General features: G+C 66.1%; 19 protein-coding genes and 1 tRNA gene. 11 read left to right on the forward strand and 9 right to left on the reverse strand.

What is annotated here, in order from left to right:
• Positions 1-3: 3 nt before the first annotated feature.
• Positions 4-1,917, forward strand: a complete 1,914-nt coding sequence (locus tag ABC347_RS03280; RefSeq protein WP_413244317.1) for an ATP-binding protein — start codon at positions 4-6, stop codon at positions 1,915-1,917.
• Positions 1,918-2,066: 149 nt separating this feature from the next.
• Here ABC347_RS03280 and ABC347_RS03285 read toward each other — a convergent pair whose 3' ends face one another.
• The 5 genes from ABC347_RS03285 to lptF form a co-directional block, all read right to left on the reverse strand.
• On the reverse strand, positions 2,067-3,221 hold the full coding sequence (locus ABC347_RS03285; protein WP_413244318.1) for an N-acetyltransferase: 1,155 nt from the start codon (positions 3,219-3,221) through the stop codon (positions 2,067-2,069).
• Positions 3,222-3,227: 6 nt separating this feature from the next.
• Positions 3,228-3,935 carry a sterol desaturase family protein gene (locus ABC347_RS03290; protein ID WP_413246987.1) on the reverse strand — a complete coding sequence of 236 codons (708 nt, stop codon included), beginning with the start codon at positions 3,933-3,935 and terminating at the stop codon, positions 3,228-3,230.
• Between the two features lie 160 nt (positions 3,936-4,095).
• Positions 4,096-5,625 carry a lipopolysaccharide biosynthesis protein gene (locus ABC347_RS03295; protein ID WP_413244319.1) on the reverse strand — a complete coding sequence of 510 codons (1,530 nt, stop codon included), beginning with the start codon at positions 5,623-5,625 and terminating at the stop codon, positions 4,096-4,098.
• Positions 5,622-6,719, reverse strand: a complete 1,098-nt coding sequence (gene lptG, locus ABC347_RS03300) for an LPS export ABC transporter permease LptG (protein WP_413246988.1) — start codon at positions 6,717-6,719, stop codon at positions 5,622-5,624. The genes ABC347_RS03295 and lptG overlap by 4 nt, the downstream gene beginning before the upstream one ends.
• 5 nt (positions 6,720-6,724) lie before the next feature.
• Positions 6,725-7,936, reverse strand: coding sequence for an LPS export ABC transporter permease LptF (gene lptF, locus ABC347_RS03305; RefSeq protein WP_413244320.1), 1,212 nt, complete (start codon positions 7,934-7,936; stop codon positions 6,725-6,727).
• Between the two features lie 118 nt (positions 7,937-8,054).
• On the opposite strand from lptF, the gene ABC347_RS03310 reads away from it, so the two are divergent.
• Genes ABC347_RS03310 through ABC347_RS03335 form a run of 6 tightly spaced genes read left to right on the forward strand, consistent with a single transcriptional unit; the run spans position 8,055 to position 13,944 of the window.
• The gene (locus tag ABC347_RS03310; protein WP_413244321.1) at positions 8,055-8,579 is read left to right on the forward strand and encodes a DUF2141 domain-containing protein; all 525 of its coding nucleotides are present in this window, start codon (positions 8,055-8,057) and stop codon (positions 8,577-8,579) included.
• 3 nt (positions 8,580-8,582) lie between these two features.
• Positions 8,583-9,560, forward strand: coding sequence for a diacylglycerol/lipid kinase family protein (locus tag ABC347_RS03315; RefSeq protein ID WP_413244322.1), 978 nt, complete (start codon positions 8,583-8,585; stop codon positions 9,558-9,560).
• A 10-nt stretch (positions 9,561-9,570) separates the two neighbouring features.
• Positions 9,571-10,452: a hypothetical protein gene (locus tag ABC347_RS03320; protein WP_413244323.1), complete on the forward strand. Its 882-nt coding sequence runs from the start codon at positions 9,571-9,573 to the stop codon at positions 10,450-10,452.
• Between the two features lie 48 nt (positions 10,453-10,500).
• A complete protein-coding gene (argS, locus tag ABC347_RS03325; protein WP_413244324.1) occupies positions 10,501-12,228 on the forward strand; it encodes an arginine--tRNA ligase in 1,728 nt (575 codons plus the stop codon).
• Positions 12,228-13,016: an SPOR domain-containing protein gene (locus ABC347_RS03330; protein ID WP_413244325.1), complete on the forward strand. Its 789-nt coding sequence runs from the start codon at positions 12,228-12,230 to the stop codon at positions 13,014-13,016. Before argS ends, ABC347_RS03330 begins: the two co-directional genes overlap by 1 nt.
• Positions 13,017-13,029: 13 nt before the next feature.
• The gene (locus tag ABC347_RS03335) at positions 13,030-13,944 is read left to right on the forward strand and encodes an ROK family protein (RefSeq protein ID WP_413244326.1); all 915 of its coding nucleotides are present in this window, start codon (positions 13,030-13,032) and stop codon (positions 13,942-13,944) included.
• A 158-nt stretch (positions 13,945-14,102) separates the two neighbouring features.
• Here the strand turns inward: ABC347_RS03335 and ABC347_RS03340 are convergent.
• Positions 14,103-14,176: transfer RNA gene (locus ABC347_RS03340), tRNA-Gly, on the reverse strand.
• Between the two features lie 480 nt (positions 14,177-14,656).
• Here ABC347_RS03340 and ABC347_RS03345 point away from each other — a divergent pair.
• On the forward strand, positions 14,657-16,273 hold the full coding sequence (locus tag ABC347_RS03345; RefSeq protein ID WP_413244327.1) for an NAD(P)/FAD-dependent oxidoreductase: 1,617 nt from the start codon (positions 14,657-14,659) through the stop codon (positions 16,271-16,273).
• Between the two features lie 225 nt (positions 16,274-16,498).
• Positions 16,499-17,791: a methyltransferase family protein gene (locus ABC347_RS03350; RefSeq protein WP_413244328.1), complete on the forward strand. Its 1,293-nt coding sequence runs from the start codon at positions 16,499-16,501 to the stop codon at positions 17,789-17,791.
• Here ABC347_RS03350 and ABC347_RS03355 read toward each other — a convergent pair.
• Positions 17,748-18,443 (reverse strand): peptidylprolyl isomerase, encoded by a 696-nt coding sequence (locus tag ABC347_RS03355; protein ID WP_413244329.1) that lies wholly within the window; start codon positions 18,441-18,443, stop codon positions 17,748-17,750. The genes ABC347_RS03350 and ABC347_RS03355 overlap by 44 nt on opposite strands.
• Before the next feature lie 98 nt (positions 18,444-18,541).
• On the opposite strand from ABC347_RS03355, the gene ABC347_RS03360 reads away from it, so the two are divergent.
• Positions 18,542-20,614 carry an NAD(+) synthase gene (locus ABC347_RS03360; RefSeq protein ID WP_413244330.1) on the forward strand — a complete coding sequence of 691 codons (2,073 nt, stop codon included), beginning with the start codon at positions 18,542-18,544 and terminating at the stop codon, positions 20,612-20,614.
• Here the strand turns inward: ABC347_RS03360 and ABC347_RS03365 are convergent, their stop codons facing one another.
• Positions 20,615-21,205, reverse strand: coding sequence for a peptidylprolyl isomerase (locus tag ABC347_RS03365; protein ID WP_413244331.1), 591 nt, complete (start codon positions 21,203-21,205; stop codon positions 20,615-20,617).
• Between the two features lie 116 nt (positions 21,206-21,321).
• Here ABC347_RS03365 and ABC347_RS03370 point away from each other — a divergent pair, with 116 nt between their 5' ends.
• The gene (locus ABC347_RS03370; RefSeq protein ID WP_413244332.1) at positions 21,322-23,097 is read left to right on the forward strand and encodes a sensor domain-containing diguanylate cyclase; all 1,776 of its coding nucleotides are present in this window, start codon (positions 21,322-21,324) and stop codon (positions 23,095-23,097) included.
• Between the two features lie 35 nt (positions 23,098-23,132).
• Here the strand turns inward: ABC347_RS03370 and ABC347_RS03375 are convergent, their stop codons facing one another.
• On the reverse strand, positions 23,133-25,580 hold the full coding sequence (locus ABC347_RS03375) for a TonB-dependent receptor (RefSeq protein ID WP_413244333.1): 2,448 nt from the start codon (positions 25,578-25,580) through the stop codon (positions 23,133-23,135).
• Positions 25,581-25,622: the final 42 nt, after the last annotated feature.

A 25,622-nucleotide genomic window follows, 5' to 3' on the forward strand; every position in this document is an offset into this window, starting at 1 on the left:
GACATGATCACCTCACTCCTGATCGCCAATCGTGGCGAGATCGCCTGTCGGATCATTCGCACGGCGCGATCGATGGGCATCCGCACGGTCGCGGTCTATTCGGATGCCGATGCCAAGGCGCTTCATGTCCGGCAGGCGGACGAGGCGGTGCATATCGGCGCTTCACCCGCGCGCGAAAGCTATCTGGTTGGCGAGAAGATCATCGCCGCGGCGAAGGCGACCGGTGCCGAGGCGATCCACCCGGGATACGGCTTTCTGTCCGAGAATGCCGGCTTTGCACAGGCCGTGATCGATGCCGGACTGGTGTGGGTCGGCCCGCGCCCCGCCAGCATCACCGCGATGGGGCTGAAGGATGCCGCCAAGGCGCTGATGGCGGGGGCAGGCGTGCCGACGACTCCCGGCTATCTCGGCGAGGACCAATCGCCCGACCGGCTGCAGGCCGAAGCCGATGCGATTGGCTATCCGGTGCTGATCAAGGCCGTGGCCGGCGGTGGCGGCAAGGGCATGCGCAAGGTGGAGGCCGCCGGCGACTTCGCCGACATGCTGCTGTCCTGCAAGCGCGAGGCGGCCTCTTCGTTCGGTGACGATCGTGTGCTGATCGAGAAATATATCACCCGCCCGCGTCATATCGAAGTGCAGATCTTCGGGGATACCCACGGCAATATCGTCCACCTGTTCGAGCGCGACTGTTCGCTGCAGCGCCGCCACCAGAAGGTGATCGAGGAAGCGCCCGCGCCAGGCATGGACGAGGCGACGCGCGAAGCGATCTGCGCCGCAGCCGTGCAGGCGGGGCGCGCAGTCGATTATGTCGGCGCGGGCACGATCGAATTCATCGCCGATGCCAGCGAAGGCCTGCGCCCCGATCGCATCTGGTTCATGGAAATGAATACCCGCCTCCAGGTCGAGCATCCGGTGACCGAGGAAATCACCGGCGTCGATCTGGTGGAATGGCAGCTGCGCGTGGCGAGCGGCGAGCCGTTGCCGAAGCGGCAGGAGGACCTGTCGATCAACGGCTGGGCGATCGAGGCGCGGCTATATGCGGAGAACCCGGCGACGGGCTTCCTGCCGAGCACGGGCCCGCTGAGCTTTCTCAAGCTGCCGCATGAACGTGTGCGCGTCGAGGCTGGCATCGCGATGGGCGACGAAGTCACGCCATTCTACGATCCGATGATTGCCAAGATCGTTGTGAGGGCTTCCGATCGCAACGCTGCGATGGCGGCGCTCTCAAGTGCGCTGGATGGCGTCGCAGTCTATCCGGTGCGGACGAATGCCGCGTTCCTGCATCGGCTCGTGAACGATCCGCGCGTGCTGGCGGGCGATCTCGATACGGGTCTGATCGCCGCGGCTGGCGACCGGCTAGCCGGGCCAGCGACGCCATCGGAGAGACTGCTTCGCATTGCGGCCGACGCCTTTCTCGAGGGCGAAAGGGGCGCTTCGGGTTCGGCCAAGTCTTTTCCGGAGCGTCGCGCGGCCGAGAGTCTTTGGAACAGTGGGTTCAGGCTCAATGGGCAACCGACGTCGGTTTTCCGGCTCTCAGTCGAAGGTACGGATCACGAGATCGACCTGCTCTCTCGTCCCAACGGACCTGAGCACGCAGTTCCTTTAGAAGATTTTGTACTCGTGTGGGAAGCGGGCGCGTCCTTCGCGATCAGGCCTCATCGCGCGGGCGGCGTCGCGGGCGGGGTCGCCTCCGACGGTGCTATTCTCTCGCCGATGCCGGGCAAGGTGATCGCAGTCGAGGTCGCCGAGGGCCAAGCCGTGGCCAAGGGCCAGAAGCTGCTGACGCTGGAGGCGATGAAGATGGAGCATTCGCTGACCGCGCCGTTCGATGGCGTTGTGGCGGAGCTGAAGGCTGTCGCTGGCGGGCAGGTGAGTGAGGGGATGATGCTGGCGAAGGTCGAGCGGGCGGAGGGGTGACGTTCCCTCTACATCGTCATTCCCGCGCAGGCGGGAATCCACTGCCGGCCTTGGATGGACCTCGAGCCTCTGGCGGGTCGCTCTCGCGGAAGGGTGGATTCCCGCGTGCGCGGGAATGACGAAGTAAGGCAAAGAGCGCGCGCCGCCGCCTACAGGTCCTTTTCGTAGATCCGGTACACCTTGTTGACCCGGCTCTCGATCGTCTCGGCGATCGAGCGCATGCCCTGATTATCCTCGAGGATCCAGCCGATCTCGCCGCGGGTGGCGCCATATTTGGCGACGGCATCGCGGCGGATATATTCGATCATCATGAAGGCCAGCTGGCTTGCCAGACGGGTCGCCTGCAGCCGCTTGACCACGCCCATCAGCGGCACGCGCATCGTGCGCACCTTCGGCGCGCGCAGCCACCACAACAGCTTGGCCCAGTTGAACGGCAGCAGCGAGCCGCCATAATCCTTCAGTTTCTCGTTCAGGTCGGGCAGCGTCATCATGAACGCAACCGGTTCGCCTTCGACCTCCGCGATCCGGATCAGGTCCTCGATCACGATCGCCTTCAGCTTCTTGCCGGCATAGGCGATCTCATCGTCGGTCAGTGGCACGAAGCCCCAGTTGTCGCCCCAGGCATCATTGAGGATGCCCAGGATAAGCGCGGCTTCCTGATCGAAGCGCGACTTGTCGACGCGGCGCACGCGGATGCGCGGGTTGCGCTCGCCCGAGCTGACGATGCGCTGCACCAGCGGCGGCAGCGGCGGCACGATATCGAGCTCGTAGGTGTAGAGCTCCTTGGCCGGACGATAGCCGGCCTGATTGACCCAGCCCGCATAGGCGGGGGGGTGATGCCCCATCATCACCGTCGGCGGATGATCGGCTCCGTCCACCAGGAGGCCGGGCTCGTCCCAGATCGACAGGCTGTAGGGGCCCATCGATCGCGTCATGCCTTGTCCTCGCAGCCAGCCCTCTGCTGCTGCGAACAGGGCAGCCGCGCTGTCGGCATCCTCCGCTTCGAACATGCCAAAATGTCCGGTGCCTGCGCCGCCAGCCTGTTCGCGCGGCATCGCCAGTACGAGTTCGTCGACCTGGGCCGAGATCCGGCCCGTTACTCGATCCCCGCGCGAGGCAAGGAAAAAGGCCGCGCGGGCATGACCAAACCATGGGTTCTTCGCGGGATCGATCAGCCCGCGAACCTCGTCCTTCAGGGGCGGCACCCAATTGGCGTCGGCCGCGTAGAGGCGGAAGGGGAGGTCTACGAACGCCTTGCGGTCGGCCGCACTCTCGACCCGGCGGACTGCGACCGCGACCGACATGTTGCGCTATTCGCCCTTGCGCTGGCGCGGATGACCGCTGGCGACGCCGCCTGAAAGATTGGCAACATGCGGATAACGCTCTGCCACATCCTCGGTATAGCCGATGTTGAACACGGTCTTGCTCTTCTTTCGCTCGCCGACCTTCTCGTAATAGGTGCCGAACGCCCTGTCCCAGAAATAGTTGGTGATGCCGTAATTGCCATTCTCGTTATGGAAATGATGCGCGAGATGGCGCTGCTTGATTGCGGCGACCCACTTGTTCTTGGGCTTGTACGTGAGATGCTGGATGCAGTGGAAATATTCGTAGACGCAGGTCATGATCATGCCGGTCGCGGTCGCGATCGCGGCACCGCCGAATTCCCCGATCAAATAGCCGACCGGCGCAGTGACGAGGAAGATCGTCGGCAGGGTGGTGTGCAGCCCGCCGAACAACACCTCGAGATGGTTCGGATCCTGGTGATGATCATAATGGATCCGCTTCCAGGTCGAGGCCAGCAGCTTCGATTTCCACATCCACTTGCTGTGCAGCACCCAGCGATGGAGGCAATACCAGGCCAGCGGATACAGCAGCACCGCGATCAGGATCGACGCCAGCGTCTCGACGAGCGAAGTCGGCCGCCAGATGTAGAGGCCGATGCAAACCGCTGCCGACACCAGATAGGCGATGATCGCCGGATACTGGAAATAGGCGACGGTGAGCTCCTTCAGCGTCATCCGATCCAGATAATGCGATCGGTTCCAGAAACCGGGCTGCTGCTCGATGCTCTTCACGTCTATTCCTCTGGTGGCCGCCGGGCGTTGCCCGACAGATATGGCGGTGATCCTTGGAAAGGCAATGCGGCGCTTTTGCGACCATTTCCCGCTTATCCGCCGTTCACGCCAGTCGCATGCGCCGCCCCGCCTTGCCCAGCGCGGCGCGATCCTGCGGATCAAGCCCGAACCGCAGGGCGATCCATGCCGCCGCCGGCAGCAGCAAGAGCAGGCCCGCCGCCCGCACCGGCGCACCGAGCGGGGCGAGCAACAGGCCGATCGCCCACATCGCCGCGACCGCCGCGATCGCGATCGCCGCGCCGAGCAGGCTGTGACGGTCGAACGTCGGCAAGCCTTCGGTCAGCCGCAGTTCGATCGCTGCCGTCCAGGCGACTAGCACCGTACCGACGGCGACGGCGATCGCCATTCCCGTCCCCGCCATCGGCGGCACCAGCCAGATCGACAGCAGCGCCCAGGCAGCAAGGCCGATCGCCGAATTGAGCAGCGGCAGCGCGCGATGCCCGGTCATCTCCACAACCGGGGTCGCCGCGCCGACAATCGCCTCGCCGGCGCGAGCCAGCACCAGGATGATCAGCAGCGGCAGCGCGGCGCGGGCCTCGGGCGCGAAGACGCTCAATATGTCGTCCGCCAGCAGCAGCAGCACGCCCGCCACCGGGATCACCAGCGCGGTCGAGACACGGGTGGCGAAGCGATAGAGCGGGGCGATCCCGGCGCGGTCGGCGCGCGCCTGCGCCGATGCGAGCGGCGCCATCACATATTGGAAAGCCTGCCGCACGATCAGCGGGATCGACGCGATCTTGCGCGCGATCCCGAACAGTCCGGCTGCTGTCGCCCCGCGCGCGCCCGGCAGCATCAGGTTCAGCACCACTGCCGGCAGATCGTTGAACAGCCGGCGCGTGACGGCGGCGGGCAGGGTGGCGAAGCCGGTCGCCAGCAGCGCCCCGCGGACCCGGCGGGGCAGGGGGGCACGCAGCAGCAACTCTCCGTCGAAGTAGCGCAGCAGCAGGCGGGCCGATAGCGCCGCAGTCAGCGCCAAGCTGGCAAGGTGCGCCACGATCAGGCCCAGCGGGCCGACCCCGATCGCGAACAGCGCGACCGCGAACGCCAGTCTTGCAATCTGCTCCCAAAAGATGCGCAGACGGATCTCGGGCCCGAATGCGCGGCGCGCGCGGGCCGCGGCGGTCGAGACTTCTATGAAGGTCCATAGCGGCAGCGCCCATGCGAACAGCGCAACCGCCAGCGGCAGCGTGACGCGATCGGCTGGCGCGGCCGAGATCAGCGCCGCGATCGATCCCGCTGACAGCGTGGCCGCAAGCGCGATCAGCAGTGCCGGCCCGACCGATACGAGCAGGGCGAAGCGGACCGCCGCATGCGCATCGCTTTCGGATTCGGTGGGCACCACGCGCTGCAGGGCCTGGGTCATCGAAAGATCGACGATATTCTCGGCGATGTTCACCGCCGCCCACAGCACGGTGTAGACGCCGTAAGTGGCGATGCCGAACAGCCAGGTATAAACGGGCTGGGCGATGACTTCGATCAGCGCGCCGAGCCGGGCCAGCGTCGCCAGACCAGCGCCCCGCGCGACATCTGCGCGGCTGACGTGCGGCGGGTCGTCCGCCGGGTCCGCGATCACTCCTCGGTGCGGATCAGCACCGCCTCTCCGATCAGCAGGAACAGCGCGAACGGCGCCCAGGCTGCCAGTAGCGGCGGGTATGCCCCGAGATTGCCCATCGCCAGCGCGAAATTATCGACCACGAAATAGGCGAAGCCCAGCGCCATGCCGATAACCGCGCGGATGAAAAGCTGGCCGGACCGGGCAAGGCCGAACGCGGCGACGCCCGCCAGCAGCGGCATCAGCATCGCCGAAAGTGGACCCGACAGCTTGTGCCACAGCCCCGCCTCAAGCGCGCCGGTCGGGCGACCGGCGGCGCGCAGATCGTCGATCGCGCCAGATAGCGACAGGAACGAGCGCTGCTCGGCATCGACCGTGGCCAGCGTGAAGCGATCCGCCGTCACCCCGCGCGCGACGACCAGACTGGCCGGCCGCGTCACGGTGCCGCGCGCGACATCGAACCGGCGCACTGCTCCGTCGAGCTGCCAGCCGTCTCCCGAGGCTTGCCCACGCTGTGCATCGACGACGGTGTTCAACGTCCCGCCGCTGCGATCATAGATGGTGACGCCGCCCAGCCGGGTGGCTGGTCCGCGCCCGGCGACGGTATCAACGTGGATCAGATCGTCGCCATCGCGCACCCAGACATTGCTGGCAATGCCCGATGTCGGCGGGACGGGGCCATAGTCGGCGGCCTGCCAGGCATCGAGCGCGGCGGTCGACCGCGCCACGATGCGATCGTTAAATGCGAAGCTGATTGCCGCAATGAACAGGCTGGCCAGCACGAGCGGCGCCAGAATCTGGTGGGCGGAAATGCCCGCCGCTTTCATCGCGATGATCTCGCTGTTCTGGTTCATGGTGGCAAGCGTGACCAGCGTGCCCAGCAGCACCGCGAACGGCAGGAAGCGCTGCACGATCTGCGGTGCGCGCAGGCCGATGTAGCGCAGCAGTTCGGCATTGCCGTTGCCGGGATGGGCCAGGATATTGCCCGATTCGCCGAGCAGATCGAGCGCCATCAGCACGAGCACCAGCGCGAACAGCACCGCCATGCTGGTCACCAGAAACTTGCGCGCCATGTAAATGGTCACAGTGCGCGAAGCGAAGAAGCTGAGGTTGATACCGCTCACGCCGCGATCTCCCGCTGGCGGCGCAGCTTGGCGAAGCCGCGCTTGATCGCCGCCCCCACCTTGGCGGCCACGCGTTCCAGCGCGCCGATCGGCTGCCCGCCCGGCACGTACGCCAGCGTGCGATACATCCACCAGGTCAGGCCCGAGAAACCTAGGAAGGGCACCCACAGTGCGATCACCGGATCGACACGGCCGAGCGCGCCGAGCGCCTCGGCATATTCATTGATCTTGTGCAGCGTGACGACCAGCACGATCGACAGGAAGACGCCCAGCGCGGACGACGATCGCTTTGGCGGCACGGCCAGCGATACCGCCAGCATCGGCAGCAGGAACATGCTCGCAACCTCCACCAGCCGGAAATGGAAATTGGCGCGCAGCTCGTTCTTGGTCTGGGGGGATGTGCCCTTGGCCCAGGCGGTCATCGCCAGTTCGGGCATCGTCATCTCACGGTCGCGCCCGCCGCGCTGGCGGAAATTCTCCATCTTCGGCAGATCGATCGGCAGGTCATGCCCGACGAAGCTCAGCACCCGCGGCGTCGGGAAGCCGGGCTGATCGTGCACGAGGCGGCCGTTGGTCAGCCTGAAGATGATCGTGTTCGGATCGTCGGTCGCCATGAAGGTGCCGCGTTCCGCCGTCACCGCCAGCGTGCGGCCATCGCGCGAGCGCGCGTTGACGAAGATGCCGGAAAGGTCGCGCCCGCCTTCCTCCGCCTTCTCGACCCGCAGCGTCATCCGGCTGCCGAGCTTGGTGAATTCGCCCACCTTGATCGATGCGCCGAGCGCGCCCGAGCGCAGTTCGAAGCGCAGCCCTTCATAGGCGTAGCGCGCATAGGGCTGGACGAAGCCGACGATCAGCAGATTGAGCGCGGCCAGGGCAAACGCATAGACATAGGCGACCCGCAGCAACCGCCCGTAGCCGAGCCCGACCGCGCGGAAGATATCCAGCTCGTTCGACAGCGCGAGCTTCCGGAAGGCGAGCAGGATGCCCAGCATCAGCCCGATCGGGATGCCGAGCGAGAGATATTCGGGAATCAGGTTCGCCAGCATCTTCCACACGACGCTGACCGGCCCGCCTTCCGATGCCACGAAGTCGAACAGGCGGAGCATCTTGTCCAGGATCAGCAGCATCGCCGCGATCACGAGCGTGGCCAGCAGCGGCACGGCGATCAGGCGGGCGATGTAGCGGTCGGTCAGGCTTAGCGATTTCAAGATACGGACGCCTCACGACCATGTTCTGGCCGCATTCGCAGCCCATCTGCCGAAACGCAAAGGGGGAAGACGGCCCACGCGTGTTGGCGGGGCTATAGCTTCCAGGAGTACATTGGTCATGTCGAAACTGAAGGCCCTGTTCGCAGCTGCCACGATGTTCGCCGCCGGCGCCGTCGTCGTGCCCGCGCAGGCCGCGGTGTTCGGTCCGGATGCCGCTGCCTGCGCGCGCGGTGGCGGCGAGGCGGCGGTGCTGGTGAATGTCGAAGGCTTCAAACAGCGCAGCGGCATGTTGCGCGTGCAGGTTTATGGCGACAATCCGGCCGATTTTCTGGCCAAGGGACGCAAGCTGAAGCGGATCGACGTGCCGGTTAGCCGAACCGGTCCGATGGCGGTGTGCGTCGCGCTGCCGCAGCCGGGCCAGTATGCGGTCGCGGTGCGCCACGATGTCGATGGCAACGGCAAGTCCGGCTGGAACGATGGCGGCGGCTTTTCGCGCAATCCGCGCATCTCGCTGACATCGCTGAAGCCCGATTATCGGGAAGTCGCCATTCCAGTGGGGCGCGGCGTGCGCGAGGTCGGGGTGGTGCTGAACTATCGCCAGGGATTGTCGATCAAGCCGATCGCCATGGCGTCGCGGGGGTAGGACATGACCAGCGTCGCGCTTTTGTCGAATCCCCGATCGACCGGCAATCGCGCGCTGCTGCCGCGGATCCGCAGCTTCTGCGCGCAGCACCCCGATATCTTTCACTATGAGGTCGAGGAAGTCGGCCAGATCGAGGATGCGCTGCGGCAGATCGCGCGCGTGAAGCCGAAGGTGCTGGTCATCAACGGCGGTGACGGCACCGTCCAGGCGGCGCTGACCGAGCTGCACCATGGCGGCCATTTCGGCGATGATCCGCCGCCGGTCGCCGTGCTGCCCAACGGCAAGACCAACCTGATCGCGCTCGATCTGGGCGCCGTCGGCGATCCGCTGGTCGCGCTGGAACGGGTGATGGAGATTGCGCGCACCAATGTCGATCTGCACGTGGTGCGGCGCGAGCTGATCCAGCTGACAAGCGGCGATGGCGAAAGCCGGCCCGTGCTGGGCATGTTCCTGGGGGGCGCCGGGCTGGCCAATTCGATCCTCTATTGCCGGCACAAAATCTACCCGCTGGGCTTGCCCAACGGGCTCAGCCATGTGCTTACCGTATTTGCGGTGATTGCATCGCTGATCTTCGGCATCCGCGCCGCCTTCCTGCCGCCGCGGCCGTCGCCGGTCACCGTGTCGCTGATGCGGCAGGGCGAGCTGCGCGGTCGGTTCACACTGCTGATCGTGACCACGCTCGAGCGGCTGCTGGTCGGCACGCGCACGCAGGCCGATGGCGGCAGCGCGCTCGGCGGGCTGAAGCTGATGATGGTCGATCAGAGCCCGGTCAGTCTGGTCCGCGCGATCGCGGCTGGTGTCACCGGCAAGCTTGGTCAGCAGCGCATGGCTGGCGTGCATATCGAGCGTGGCGACGAGATCCATATCGCCGGTGTGCGCTCCAGCGTTATCCTGGACGGTGAGCTCTTCTATGCCGAAGACGGCCGCCCGATCGTGCTGCGCCAGACGCGGCCGATGCCTTTCCTCAAGCTCGCCGCCTGACGCCGGTACCATGGGCGCGGTCGAGGCGCTGGTGGCGGGAGAACTAGACGGCCCGGTCGATCCCCGCGTGACCGCCTTCGCGGAGGCGATCGCTGCCCGGCACGGTACCGCGTCCCGCGCGGTGCTCTTCTACGGTTCATGCTTGCGTTCGGCCGAGCTCGACGGGCAGATGCTCGATTTCTACCTTATCGTCTCCAGCTATCACGCCGCTTATGGCGGCGGCTGGAAGGCACTGGCCAATCGGCTGCTGCCGCCCAACGTCTTTCCCGCCACCCATGAAGGGCTGGCCGCAAAATATGCAGTGCTCAGCGAAGCCGATTTCAAACGCGAGACCGGGCTTGGGGCGCGGGATGTCTCCACCATGGCGCGGTTCGCACAGCCGGCCCGGCTCGTCTGGAAAGCCGATCGCGCGGCGGAGGGGATCACGCTGGCGGCAGTCGCGCAGGCGTCGCGATCGCTGCTCGCGCTGACCGTGCCGACGCTGGAGCGTGGCATTGCTGACGATCCCGAAGCCGCATGGCGTGCTGCCTTTCGGCTTACCTATCGCTGCGAGCTTCGTGCCGAGCGTGCCGCTCGGCCGGATGCGATCGTTGATGCCGATCCGGCGCGCTATGCAGCGCTCGGCAGGCTGGTGGCTGCGGAAGCGCCGCGATTGGGCAGCCCGTCGGTCGGTTCCGGCTGGGCGGCATGGGCGCGACGGGGGCGCCGGCGGCAGGTGATGAAGCTGATCAAGGCCAGTACCACATTTGCCGGCGGGATCGATTATCTGGCCTGGAAGATCAATCGCCACGCCGGCACCGATATCGCGATCCGCCCCTGGCAGCGGCGCTGGCCGCTGCTGGGCGCGATGGCGCTGTTACCGCGCCTGATGGCGAAGGGCGCGGTGCGATAGCAGCCGTGCGATTTGGCAGCGCGCGGCGCAGCCGCTAAGGGCGCGGCCATGACGCTCTATACCCGTTTCGCCGCGCAGCTCGATGCGATCCTGTCTGATCTTGAGGGCGATGGCCTGCTCGCGACCGGGCTCGATCGCCGCAACGTCGCGGTCGAGCCGCCGCGTGATCCCGCGCATGGCGATCTGGCGACCAACGCCGCGATGGTGCTGGCGAAGCCCGCCGGCACCAACCCGCGCGCGCTGGCCGCGCTGATCGCGCCGAAGCTGCAGGCGCTCGACGGGGTGACCGCAGTCGAGATTGCAGGTCCGGGGTTCATCAATATCCGCCTGGCCGACGATGTCTGGCGTGGCGAGCTGCGTACGATCCTGGCGGAAGGCGGTGACTATGGCCGGTCGGACAAGGGCACCGGGGTGCGGGTGAACATCGAATATGTCTCCGCCAACCCGACCGGACCGATGCACATGGGCCATTGCCGCGGGGCTGTGGTCGGCGATGCGCTGGCCAATCTGCTCGCCTATGCCGGGCATCAGGTGATCCGCGAATATTATGTCAACGACGCGGGCGCTCAGGTCGATGTGCTAGCCCGCTCGGTCCACCTGCGGTATCGCGAGGCGCTCGGCGAAGCGGTGACGGTGCCGGAAGGTCTCTATCCAGGCGATTATCTGAAGCCGGTCGGGGCTGCGCTCGCCGGCGAGTATGGCGAGCGGTATCGGGAAGCGCCCGAAGCGGACTGGCTCGTGCTGTTCCGCACCCGCGCCGTGGCGGCGATGATGGACATGATCCGCGCCGATCTCGCGCTGCTGGGCATCCATCACGATGTGTTCGCGTCCGAGGCGGCGGTGCAGGCGGCGGGCAAGCCGGCGGCGGCCGAGGCGACCTTGCGCGCGCGCGATCTGGTCTATGACGGCGAGCTCGAGGCTCCGAAGGGCGAGACGTCCGAGGATTGGGAACCGGTCACCCTGCCGCTGTTCCGCTCGACCCGCTTCGGGGACGATCAGGATCGCCCGATCCGCAAATCGAATGGGCAATGGACCTATTTCGGTGCGGACATGGCCTATCATTACCAAAAGGCCGAGGGTGCGGATCAGCTGATCGACATCTGGGGGGCGGACCATGCCGGTACCGTCAAGCGTATCCAGGCCGCGGTCGCCGCGCTGACCGAAGGCAGGGTGCCGTTCGACGTGAAGCTGATCCAGATGGTGCGGCTGCTGCGCGGCGGCGAGCCGGTCAAGATGTCCAAGCGCTCGGGCAGCTTCGTGACGCTCGCCGATGTCGTGGAGGAAGTGGGCAAGGACGTGGTCCGTTTCACCATGCTCACGCGACGCGCCGATGCGCAGATGGATTTCGACTTCGCCAAGGTGGTGGAGGCGTCGAAGGACAATCCGGTCTTCTACGTCCAATATGCCCATGCCCGTGGGCGATCGCTGCACCGGCGCGCGGGCGAGGCGGGCATCGATACCGGCGGCACCGCGGATCTGTCGCGGCTGGACGGCGAGGAACTGGCGCTGGTCAAGCTGGCCGCGCAGTTCCCCCGCATCGTCGAGGCAGCGGCGGCGACTCGCGAGCCGCACCGGATCGCCTTCTATCTCGGCGATCTAGCTGCCGCGTTCCACGCCTTGTGGAATCGGGGCAACGATGATCCGCTGCGACGCTTTTTGATGGTTAACGATGCCGAAACCACACGTGCCCGGCTCGCATTGTCGGATTCGATCGGGCAGATAATCCGCAACGGCCTCGGCATCATGGGGGTGGCCGCGGCGGAGGAGATGGCGTGATGGTTGATGGCGCGCGCACCGGGGACGACGAGGATCGCCTGCCTTGGCTTGAACCGGTCGAGGACGAGGATGGCGATGACGGCGTCGGCACGGGCAAGCTGATCGCCGCGGTCGTCATGGCGCTCGTCGCGCTTGGCCTGGTCGTCGGGGGCGTGTTCTGGCTGCGCGACAGCACCGCCGGCCCCGCCACTGGCGACGGCGAACTGATCGCCGCACCGGAAGGCGCGTACAAGTCACGCCCTGACGATCCCGGTGGCATGCAGGTCGAAGGGCAGGGCGATATCGCCTATGCCGCCAGCGAAGGGGCCTCGCCCGATACCGGCATCGATCTGTCACGCTTGCCGGAGGCACCGGTCAAGGACGGCATGACCAGCGCCGACGCTGTCGCCCCCAAGAGCGCGCCGGCAACGGCCGCGACACAGCCGGCGGCACCGGCACCGGCACCGGCACCCGCCAAGGCCCAGCCGGCGCCCGCTGCCAAGGCGCCAATCGCGGTCGCAGCCGCACCGAAGGCGGCGCCCAAGGCGGCCGCACCGGCCCCGGCTGCCGCGTCGGCCGCGGGCGGCACCATCCAGCTCGGCGCCTTTTCCAGCGAGGCGAAGGCGAACGCGGCTTGGAAGTCGCTGGCCGGCCGCTACGCCTATCTCGGCGCGCTGTCTCCGCTGGTGACGCCCGTGACGAGCGGATCGAACACGCTGTATCGCCTGCGGGTCGCCGCTGGCGGTCAGGCGGGGGCGATCTGCGGGCGGCTGAAGGTTGCCGGCGAGACGTGCGCGACGATCAACTGAGGCTGGATCGGGTATGACCCGGCAGCTTTTTGCCGCGGTCGAGGCCGGCGGCACCAAGTTCGTCTGCGGCATCGGAGATGCGATCGGCGGATCGCGGGAGACGGCGCGGATCGACACGCGCGATCCGCATTCCACGCTTGCCGATGTGATCGTCTTCTTTCGCGCCGCATCGACCCGGCATGGGCCGCTCGCCGCACTCGGCATCGGCAGCTTCGGCCCGCTCCAACTCGATCCGGACGCCGCCGATCATGGCGCGCTCACGACGACGCCGAAACCGGGCTGGCGGGGCGCACCGCTGCTCGCCCCCCTAGCCGAGGCGCTGGGGCTGCCGGCGGCGATCGATACCGATGTCAACGCCGCTGCGCTGGCGGAGGCGCGGATCGGGGCGGGGCGTGGCGCCCGCTCGCTCGCCTATGTCACGATCGGCACCGGCATCGGCGTCGGCCTCTATGACGATGGCCGGCTGATCCACGGTGCCGGGCATCCGGAGGCAGGGCACTTGCTGCTGCGCCGCCACCCCGCGCTTGGCGACTTCGCGGGCGTCTGCCCCTATCATGGCGACTGCCTGGAAGGCGTGGCCAGCGGCCCGGCCATCGCTGCGCGCTGGGGGGCGGCGCTGTCCGCATTTCCGGCGGATCACTCCGCCTTTGCAGCGCAGGCCGATCATGTCGCCCAGTTGGTCGCGATGCTGGCGCTGGTCGCTGCGCCCGAGCATGTCGTGCTCGGCGGCGGAGTAATGGCGCAGGAGGCTCTGTTCCCGATGATCCGCGCCCGCACCCGCCAACTGCTTGCCGGCTATATTCCGCGCTTCGATGACCCCGCGACGCTCGATGCGCGGATCACGCCGCCGGGCTGCATCGAGCCGTCGGGTCTGGTGGGCGCCTATCTGCTGGCCGAGGACGCGCTGACGGTCAGACCGCCGGCTTAGGGTCATGTTCCATCCCGTCGACCGGCGGGCCGCGCCTGGTCAGGGCTTGATCGGGAGATTCGTTCAGCCACCCCGGCCGGCGCGACACGACGATCATCGCCAAGGCAGGACCGATGAAGCTGGTTGGTCATGGCATGCGGTCATGCCGGGATGTGCGATGGAGCGGGTAGCGGGGATCGAACCCGCATCACAAGCTTGGAAGGCTAGTGCTCTACCATTGAGCTATACCCGCACGATCGAGCACTTAGGGCCTGCTGGCCTGTATCGTTTACAGGGCGTTTCACACGACCCGCCTGATCTGCCCGCTCAGTGCCACCGCGATGGCCGAATCGTCAACACAGGTTCGGCGGATGGTGAAATGCTTCCAGGCAGCCGAGAGCTGTTTCCTAATGCCGGACGTGTCGCCACGCGACAGCCGGGCGCAAATGAGAGATGGACGGTGGGCGGGGCTTGCGGTGATATCATTGCCAAGTCGTTCGATTCGCCGGTTTGCGCGTAAACATCAAGCTTCGGTCTGGAGGGTGTCTTTGAACGAGCTGCGCGAACTCGATGAAGGAGTGAATCGGATCGGCTGCATCATCATCATGGCCTATTGCGCCGTCCTCTTCGCCCTGCTGTGCTGGTTCGTCTACAAGTCGATCAACTGATCATCCCCGCGGGGTGTGACCCCGCCAGGCTGGCGCAGCCCCGGCCGCACGGCTAAGTCGCCGACATGATCCGCATCAACGAATTGAAGCTTCCGCTGCATCATGCGGATGAGGCGCTTCCGGCTGCGATCTGCAAGCGGCTGAGGATCACGCCGCGCGAGCTGATCCGTTTCCAGGTCGCGCGTCGCGGGCATGATGCGCGCGACAAGGCGAATATCCAGCTTGTCTATGCTGTCGATGTGAACGCGAAGAACGAGCCTGCGATCCTCGCGCGCGCGCGCCGCGACCGCGATATCGGGCCGACCCCGGATACACGCTATGTCCCGCCTGCCACAGCGCCCGTGGGGATCCGCCGACCGGTCGTGATCGGCGCCGGACCGTGCGGGCTGTTCGCGGCGCTGATCCTCGCTCAGGCCGGGTATCGGCCGATCATCGTCGAGCGTGGCAAGGTGGTCCGGGAACGTACCAAGGATACCTGGGGGTTGTGGCGGCGCAGTGAGCTCAACCCGGAATCGAACGTCCAGTTCGGCGAAGGCGGCGCCGGTACGTTTTCCGACGGCAAGCTCTACAGCCGGATCAAGGACCCCCGTCACCTCAACCGCAAGGTGCTGACCGAATTCGTCCGCGCTGGCGCCCCGCCCGAGATCCTGACCGAAGCGCATCCCCATATCGGCACCTTCCGCCTGGTGACGATGGTGGAGAGCATGCGCGCCACGATCGAGACGCTGGGCGGCGAATATCGCTTCGGCACGCGCGTCGACGGGCTCGAAATCGACACCAGGCCGGATGGCAGCCGTCGGCTGTGCGGCCTGCATCTCCATGGCGGCGGCCATCTTGAGGCCGATCATGTCGTGATGGCGATCGGCCACAGTGCGCGCGACACGTTCGAGATGCTTTACGCCGCGGGCGTACACGTCGAGCCGAAGCCCTTTTCGATCGGGGTGCGGATCGAGCATCCCCAGTCCTGGATCGATCGGTCGCGCTTCGGCCATGCCGCGGGCAATCCGATCCTGGGTGCCGCCGAATATCATATCTCGCACCACTGTTCGAACGGGCGCACCGTCTACAGCTTCTGTATGTGCCCGGGTGGAACGGTGGTCGCCGCCACGTCCGAACCCGGCCGGGTCGCGACCAACGGGATGAGCCAATATTCGCGCAACGAGCGCAACGCCAATTCCGGCTTCGTCGTCGCGATCGATCCGGCGCGCGATTACCCCGGCGATGCGCTGGCCGGCATCCGGCTGCAGCGCGTGATCGAGGAACGCGCGTTCGTGGCGGGCGGATCGGACTATCGCGCCCCGGCGCAACGCGTCGGCGATTTCCTGGCAGGGCGGCCGTCGACGACGCTCGGCGCCGTCATGCCGTCCTACCGGCCCGGGGTCACGCCCACTGATCTGGCCGAATGCCTGCCCGATTTCGCAATCGCAGCGATGCGCGAGGCGATCCCGGTGTTCGGGCGGCAGATCCGGGATTATGATCATCCCGATGTCGTAATGACTGGTGTCGAGACGCGAACCTCGTCGCCGGTGCGCTTTACCCGCGGCGCCGACGGGCAGAGTTTGAACCTGCCTGGCCTGTTTCCGGCGGGAGAGGGCGCGGGCTATGCCGGCGGCATCCTTTCGGCGGCCGTGGACGGCATCAAGGCGGCGGAAGCGGTAGCGCACAGCATCGCCCGCGAATGACACGTCAATAAAAAAAGAGCCGGTCCCCAAGGGGAGCCGGCTCTGAAGTTTTAGGAGAGGATGCCTGAAAGGCATGGTCTTTGTGCATCTGCGAACGCAATTGTGCAAGTGCGAAGTTGAAGGGCGATTCACGTTTTTTTCGATCACTGCTGATCGGAATGACACCGATGTCATCTGGGATGCTCTTTTCACGCTTTGGTGATGGACTGGCGCTATCAGGCGGACATGACAGCTGCTTCGATCGATCCGTGCCCGCGCTCGGCCGTCTCCGGCGGGGTTGGCCTCTCTGGCCTGGCGGGGCTGGGGCTCTGGGCGTTCGTCGCGAACGATCATGGCATGGACGGCCCGTATGCGGCTGCAGTTGCGGTGCTGGCATGCGCGCTGCCGATGATCCTGTGGTCGCTCTTCGTCGATCGCGTCCAGCGCGCATCTTCGACCGGCATCGTTTGGCAGCGCGAACCTGCGCCGCTTTCACAGACGCTGCCGATCTCGGCTGTGAAGATTGCAGGGTTGTGGGCGACTTGGGCGCTGATTGCCGGCGTCTATGCGATCGGGCGCTGGTATTGGGAGGGAGCGTATCTCTACGCGATGCAGGCGCTGGCGATCGCGTTGCCGCTGCTGCTCGCGGGATCGATTCCCTATCTGGTCTGGCTCGATCGCCGGCTGATCGAGCCGCGCGACGGCGCCTATGCGCTGGGTCTGATGCTGCTGGGACAAGGGGCACGCGCCGATCGCGCGGCGCTGGCCGAACATGGCCGTCAATGGACGATCAAGGCATTCTTCACGGCGTTCATGATCTCGATCGTGCCCGGCAATTGGCAGGCGATGATCGCCAGCAATACGGCGCATCTCCTGTCCGATCCGTTGGCGCTGGCGCAATGGCTGATCGCGGGCCTGTTCATGGTGGATGTGGTGTTCGCCACGGTCGGCTACATCATGACGTTCAAGCCACTCGATTCGCATATCCGGTCGGCCAATCCGTTCGCAGCGGGCTGGGCGGCGGCGCTGATCTGCTATCCGCCATTCATCATGATGGGGCCCGGGGCGCCGCTCGACTATCATCGCAATACGCAGGACTGGAACCTCTGGCTGGCCGGCCATCCCTGGCTGATCGCGGTTGTCGGCGCGGCGCTGGTGTTGCTGGCCGGCATCTATGCCTGGGCCACGGTGGCGTTCGGCCTGCGCTTCGCCAACCTCACCCATCGCGGCATCCTGACGCACGGGCCCTATCGCTGGACCAAGCACCCCGCCTATCTGGCGAAGACCAGCTTCTGGTGGCTGGCGACCATGCCGTTCCTGACGACAGGCAGCTGGATCGACGCAGTCCGCAACAGCGTCGTGCTCGCACTGGTGACAGCCGTCTATTACTGGCGCGCGCGGACCGAAGAGCGGCATCTGTCCGCCGACCCGGCCTATCGCGCCTATGCCGAATGGATGGATCGCAACGCGCCGATCCCGCGCCTGCTGCGCTGGATCAGGGGCGGGCGGGTGGCGCCGGCGCTGGTTGCGGCGGAATAGCGGCGGCCGGGGTCGGCGGCGCACGCCGTGCGGTCAGAATCTTGACCGGAGCCGCAAGCATCTGGCCGCGCATCACGCCTTCGCCTTCGGTCGGCGAAGTCTGCGCATCGAGAATGCGGCGGACGGTCTCCATCCCCTCGACCACCCGGCCGAAGGCAGCAAAGCCCTGATTGTCGCCGGGCAGCTTGGGATCCGCATCCATCGACGGGATCGCACCCAGCGTGATGAAGAAATCCATCGTCGCGCTGCCGGGCGCGTTGCGGGCCATGGATATCGTGCCGTCCGCATGGGTCAGCCCGCTCTTCGTGGTCGGCTCGTGCGCGATCGGCGGCAGCAGCTTCTTGGGATCGTTGCGCAGGCCGCCCTGAATGAAGCCGAAATTGGGCGCGACCTTGCTCGTGCGGTAGAATTCGGTGTTGTCGAGCCGCTTGCCATCGACATAGCGCAGGAAGTTCGCGGCGGTAATCGGTGCGCGCTCGGTTTCCACCGCGATCACGATCGGCCCCTCGCTCGTCATGAGGGCTACCCGTATGGTGGCGGGCTGCGGTAGCACCGGTGGCGGGGCTGCAGGCGTTGCCGCCGGCGGCGCCGGGGCCTGGGCGGATGCGATCGCGGGTAGCAGGGCAAGCAGCAGGATCAGGCGCGAATTCATGCGATCTCCCCGGTCTGGTGGCGGTCTCTACCGATGATAGCCGAACCCGCGCGGCGGAGACAGGTTGCCAAAGCGGCGCGCGCGCGCGAACGAGGGCCATGACCGATCCGACTGCGCCCGCTGCTGGCTTTCGCTCGATCCACGCGCACGGCTTCGTCCGCGTCGCGGCCGCCACGCCGCCGGCCAGTGTCGGCGATGTCGGCTTCAACGTCGATGCCACTCTGTCGCTCGCGCGGGCCGCCGCCGAACGCCACGCCGATGTGGTACTGTTTCCCGAGCTTGGATTGTCCTCCTATGCGATCGATGATCTGCATCTGCAGGAAGCGCTGGTCGACGCGGTCGAGGCCGGGGTCGGTCGGCTGATCGCGGCCAGCGTCGATCTCGCGCCACTGCTGCTGGTGGGTGCGCCGCTGCGCCGCAACGGCCGGCTCTACAATTGCGCGCTGGCCATCCAGCGGGGCCATCTTCTCGGGGTCGTGCCGAAGAGCTTCCTGCCCAATTATCGCGAATATTACGAAAAACGCTGGTTCTCGCCCGGGGTCGGGCTGACCGGGCTGGTGATCGACGTCGCCGGCCACACCGCGCCGTTCGGCACCGATCTGTTGTTCGCTGCCGATGGCCAGCCCGATGCGGTGATCCACCTTGAGATCTGCGAGGATTATTGGGCGCCGCTGCCGCCATCGACGGTTGGTGCGCTGGCCGGCGCCACCGTCCTGTGCAACCTGTCGGCATCGAACGTACTGATCGGCAAATCGCGCGAGCGGGCGTTGCTCGGCGCGTCGCAATCGGCGCGTGCGATCGCCGCCTATGTCTACACCGCCGCCGGCCCCGGCGAGAGCACGACCGACCTGGCATGGGACGGGCAGGCCACGATCCACGAACTGGGCGCCCTGCTGGCCGAATCCACCCGCTTCGGCGAGGATCCCGAACTGACCATCGCCGATATCGATGTACAGCGGCTGCGACTGGAGCGGATCCGCAACGGCACGTTCAACGACAGCGCCGCCGCCGCCGGCCATCCCGAGATGCGCTTCCGCCGGATCGGTTTCGAGCTGGTCAGAGCGACCGTGGACATAGGCCTCGAACGGCGCGTCGATCGTTTCCCGTTCGTGCCCGACGACTCCGCGCTTCTCGATGAGGACTGTTACGAGGCGTTCAACATCCAGGTCGAAGGACTTATGCGGCGGGTGCGCGCGTCCGGCGCGAAGCATCTGGTGATCGGTGTTTCGGGCGGGCTCGATTCCACCCATGCGCTAATCGTGGCCGCCAAGGCGTGCGATCGGCTCGGCCTGCCGCGCAGCACGATCCTGGGCTTCACCATGCCGGGCTTCGCCACTGGCGACGAGACGAAGGCCAATGCCTGGGCGCTGATGCGCGCGCTGGACGTGACTGGCGACGAGATCGATATCCGGCCGGCGGCGCGCCAGATGCTGGGCGATATCGGCCACCCCTTCGCCGCAGGTAAGCCGGCGTATGACGTCACGTTCGAGAATGTGCAGGCGGGGCTGCGCACCGACTATCTGTTCCGCCTCGCCAATCAGCGCGACGGCTTCGTGATCGGCACCGGCGACCTGTCCGAGCTCGCGCTGGGCTGGTGCACCTATGGTGTCGGCGATCAGATGAGCCATTATGCTATCAATGCGGGCGTGCCGAAGACGCTGATCCAGCATCTGATCCGCTGGTGCATCGCGAGCACGCAGTTCGATGGCGAGACCGATCGCGTTCTCGCCGCGATCCTGGGCACTGCCATATCGCCCGAACTGGTGCCGGCCGATGCCAGCGGTGCGCTGCAAAGCACCGAGGAGAAGATCGGGCCTTATGAGCTCAACGACTTCTTCCTGCACCATGTCGTTCGCGCTGGGCTGCCGCCCTCGAAGGTGGCGTTCCTGGCTTGGCATGCCTGGCACGATCGCGCCATCGGAGCATGGCCGGCCGCTTTCCCGGGCGATGCGCACAATCAATATGATCTCGCGACGATCCGGAAATGGCTGCGCAACTTCCTGTTCCGCTTCTTCCAGATCAGCCAGTTCAAGCGATCGGCGATCCCCAACGGTCCGAAAGTCTCCGCGGGCGGGGCGCTCAGCCCGCGTGGCGACTGGCGCGCGCCGTCGGATGGAACTGCCAAGCTCTGGATCGAAGAGCTTGAGGCGAACGTGCCGGAGACGTGGTGATCAGCGTATGCGACGTGCTGCGATGATCCTGACGGGGTCGCGGATCGTCTGCCCCATCGTCTGCTTGCTGTAGCCGCCGGGATAGGTAGGCAGCGCCAGAATGCGCTTCAGCACGTCCATTCCGCCGACAACGCGCCCGAATGCGGCATAGCCCGGATTGCCGGGGCTCGCGTCCAGCGATGGCGCGGGACCGATCGTGACGAAGAAATCCCCCATCGCGCTGCCAGGCTTGTTGCGCGCCATCGAGATCGTACCGTCGATATGGCGCAGCCCGGTCTTGCTGGTCGGCTCATGCGCGATCGGCGCGCGTGCGCGGGCGATGATGTGGCGGATGCCGCCCTGCACCAGACCGCGCCCGGATCCATCCTTGCGCGCGGCCGCGCGGTAGAAGCTGGTGCCGTCGAACCGCTTCTCGTCGACATAGGCCAGGAAGTTGGCGGTCGTGATCGGCGCGGCGCGCGCATTCAATTCGATCAGGATCGGCCCGGCGCTAGTCTGCAGCCTGACCTGCGGCAGCCGTGCGGGCTGCGCCGAGAGAGAGGATGCAGTCGCCGAAATCAGCGCGGCGACGGCAAAAAGCTTGGTGAACATCGCAGCAGCAATTGGGCGATCGCGCCGCCTGCGGCAAGCCCTGCACGGCGCATTCGTTAACGCAGCTTGCCGCAGCGTAAACGCCTTATTCAACAATTTGGAGCGAGAGAAACGGGGTGCGCAACGATCGTCCTTCCCGTTTGATCTCCGCGGCATGGCTCGCCCTGATCTATTTTGTGGTGACGTCGATCGCAGTCGGCACCACCCGGTTTCAGGGCGGGGTAGCGTTCATCTGGGTCAGCACGGCGATCATCGTCGCGCGGCTGCTGATGCTGCGGATGCGCGACTGGCCTTTGCCGCTGATAGCGTGCGGGATCGTCGGCATAATCGCGACGTCGCTGTTCGGTATCGGCGCGGCGGGCGCCATTCCGTTCGCCATGATCAACATGGGGGAAGCCGCCCTGTCCGCGCTGCTGCTGCGCAGGCTGATCGGCTCCGACGCTCCGTTGACGTCGCTGCGCTGGATGGCCGGCTTCGTGCTGGCGATCGGGATCCTCGCACCGATGACCGCGGCGTTCCCGGCGGCGGCGGCCGTGGCCTGGCTGACAGGCAAGCAATATTGGTCGATCTGGATCGACTTCTATACGGGCCATGCGCTCGGCACGATCACCTTCCTGCCGATCGCCATCCTGATCGCGCGGGGCGATGCGCTTCGCTGGGCCCGCTCGGCCCCACGATCCCGCAAGATCGAAGCGACACTGCTGATCGTGGGCGTCTCGGCGATCAGCGTGCTGGTATTTGCGCAGTCGACCCTACCATTGCTGTTCCTGCCGATGCTGCCGATCATCCTGGCGACATTCCGGATCGGGCGGCTGGGCGCCGCGATCTCGATCATGCTGCTCGCGCTGATCGGCGTCGTGTTCACGGCGCTGGGGCAGGGGCCGATCAGCCTGATGCACATGTCGCTGGGGGCCGCGCTGCAGTTCCTGCAATTCTATCTCGCGGCGACGGTGCTCACCGTGCTGCCGGTGGCGTCGGATCTGTCGCATCGCAAGGAGATCTTCCGTCGCCTGCGCGAGAGCGAGGCGCGCTACAGGCTGCTGACCGACAACTCGACCGATATCGTCTTGAACCTCGATGTCAGCGGCAGTGTCCGTTTCGTGTCGCCATCGATCCGCCAAGTGAGCGGCCATGACCCGGACGATCTGGTCGGGCAATCCAGCGAAGTCCTGGTCGCGCCGGCCGACCAGGCGGCGGCGGCCCAAACCCATCGCAAGGCGCTGGCCGATCCCGATAACACATACATCCTGGAGTATCGTGCGCCGACCGCTGCCGGCAGCGAGCGCTGGTTCGAAGCGCATGTCCGCGGAATTCGTGACGACGAAGGCGGCATCGTCGGCACCGTCAGCGTGGTCCGTGACATTTCGCACCGCAAGCTGATGGAGGATCGGCTGGTACAGGCGGCGCTGACCGATCAGCTGACCGGGCTCGCCAACCGCCGCGCGTTCGAACTGGAACTGGCGCGCCGGATCGACGGCGCCGCCGGCGGGGAGCCGGCAGGCTGCCTTGCAATCCTCGATCTCGACCATTTCAAGCGTATCAACGATCGCTATGGCCATGCCACCGGCGATCTGGTGCTCGTCCATTTCGCAGGCGTGGCGCGGCAGCTGCTGCGCGAAGGCGACATGATCGCACGGATCGGCGGCGAGGAGTTCGCGCTGATCCTGCCGCGCTCCACACCGGCACAGGCGCACCTCGTCTGCGATCGACTGCGCGAGGCGGTCGAACGGGTCGAGATGGCGGGCGAGGGCGGTACCGTCCATGTCACGATCAGCGGCGGGATCGCACCGTTCGATGGCGATGCCGTGCCCACGCAGGTGATGCGGGAAGCCGATATCGCGCTCTATCGCGCCAAGGCGGAAGGCCGCAATCGCCTCGCGATGGCGGCCTGACCGCCGGGGCCGTCACGCGGCCCCGGCCACTTGGATCAGAACTCGAACCGGCCGCTGACGCCATATTCGCGCGGGTTCTGGTAACTCACCAGTCCGGCATAGCCGAAATTGTCGAACACGCTCTGGATATAGCGCTTGTCGAAGATATTGCGGCCGAACACGCCGATCTGCCATCCGGCGGCAGAGATGAAGTCGAGATTGGCATCGACCATGTTGGTCGCCTGGATCCGTGACCGCGGCGAATTGTTGATCGATGACAGGAACTTGCTGTCGACATAGCTGTAGAGCCCGCGCAGTTGCACTTTGTCCTCACCGATCGGCAGCGAGAAGGTGAAGCCTGCGGTCGCCGACCATTTCGGCGAGTTCTGAAGCGGATTGCCGCTAAGATCCTCGGGGATGCCGGTCGGGTTGGCGGGGCTCACCGTGAACGGGTTGATGTAGGTGAACTGCTTGTACTTGGCGTCGAGATAGGCAAGCGAGCCGTTCAGCGTCAGATTCTCGATCGGAAGCGCGGTCGCCTCCAGCTCGAAGCCCTTGATCTCGGCCTTGCCCGCATTGAGGATGGTGTTGCCCTGTACCGGCAGGCCAGTCACGGGATCGTTGATGAAGTAGATCTGCGCGATCTGCAGATCGCGATAATTGGTGTAGAAGCCACCGAGATTCAGGCGCAGGCGGCGGTCGAGCAGATCGGTCTTCACACCCAATTCGAAAGTGTCGACCTTTTCCGGCTCATAGGGCCCGATATCCTGTTCAATGCCGATGCGGCCGGCGAAGCCACCCGATTTGAAGCCGCGTGCCCATGATGCATAGAGCAGCGCCTGTTCGGTGACGCGGTAATCGGCGCCTAGCTTCCACCCGACATTGTTCCAGCTCTTTTCGGCACTTGGAGCCGGGCCGCCCAGCACGACGCATTCGGTGCAGTCGAACGTGAAGCTGCCCGGTGCCAGCGCCAGCCGCGTCACAGTCGATGCCGCCATCTCGGTATTCTCGTAGGTATAGCGGATGCCCGCCTGCAGCCGCAGCCGATCGGTCACGTCGGCATAGAGCTGGGCGAAGCCGGACAGCGAATAATTGTCCTGATCCTGGTCGTTGCGCTGGTGCACCGGGCCGGCGAACGCGATACGGAAATCCTGGCGATGGGTGTAGTGCGTCTTCAGGTAAAAGGCGCCGGCGGTCAGGTTCAGCCAGTCCGTGATGTCGGCATTGGTGCGCAATTCCTGGCTGAATTGCCAGCCGGTCGTCTTGCGCCGCGTGTCGGCCAGGAACTGGACGCCCTGATCCTGGTCCGTGAATTCGAAAACGCGGAAATGCTTGTATCCGGTGATCGACGTGATGTCCCCGATCGGCGTGTTGCGCAGGTTCATCGTCAGCGTGGCGCGATAGGTATCGAGATTGCTGACGTCGGGTACGCTGTTGTTGGCCGAAAGCAGCCGGCCGGTCGATCGGCACCGCTGGAACCGCGACGGGCAGGGGTTGGGATAGCCCTTCACGTCCGGCGGCAGATAGAGCGACTCGGCATCAAAGCTCGTGGTGGCGCCGCCGTCGTTTGGGTTCGGCGTCGGCCCGGTTTCCGCCGGGGAAGCACCGATCTGGAACACCGGCGCGCCGTTGCGGCCACGATCATATTCACCGATCAGCGTGGCATCGAAGTCGGGGGTCGGCGTGAATTTCAGATAGCCGCGATAGATGGTGGTTTTGCGCGATCCCATGTCGGATCCGTCGACCACGTTGGTGAAGAAGCCGTCGCGCTGGCTGTGCGACACCACGATCTTGGCGGCCAGCGTATCGGGCACCAAGGCGAAGTCGATTGCGCCGGCGATGTCGAAGCGATCATAATTGCCATAGGTCGCTTCCACCTTGCCGCCGAATTCGCCGGTCGGCTGCGCGGTCACGATGTTGACCACGCCGCCGGTGGTGTTCGCGCCGAACAGCGTGCCCTGCGGGCCGCGCAGGACTTCGACCCGTTCGATATCGTAGAGGTCGACGAGTGCGCCCATCGAGAAGAATTGCGGCACGCCATCATAGACGATCGACACGGTATTACCGGCGTAAGGATCGGGTTCGACCACACCGATGCCGCGGATCGAGATCACCGCCGAGTTCGGCGTGTTCGAAAAATTGTTGAGCTGGATGTTCGGCACGGTGCCGTTCAGCCCCTGCAGGGTCACGGCCTTCAGCGCGCTGATCGACTCGCCGGTGACGGCAGTCACGGAGATCGGCACGTCCTGCAGATTTTCGGCCCGCTTCTGCGCGGTCACCACGATATCCTCGAGCCCGCCGCCCGAGCTATCCGGTGCGGCCGCGCCCGGGTTGGGTGATCCGGCACCGCCCGGTGGCGGCGGTACGACGCCGGGGGCAGGGGGGGCGGCCACATACGGCGCGGCAGAAGAGGGTACTTCGCTGGTGGTCTGAGCGATCGCCGCCTGGGCGGCAAAGACGAGCGCGACGGCAGCCCCGGCGTGCAGGCAGGTCCGAATGGTCATGACGATCCCCTCATCATGCGGCCGCGCTCCTCCGGCGCATCC

It is taken from the genome of Sphingomonas canaveralia, assembly GCF_047238125.1.
GTDB lineage: Bacteria > Pseudomonadota > Alphaproteobacteria > Sphingomonadales > Sphingomonadaceae > JBDFMH01.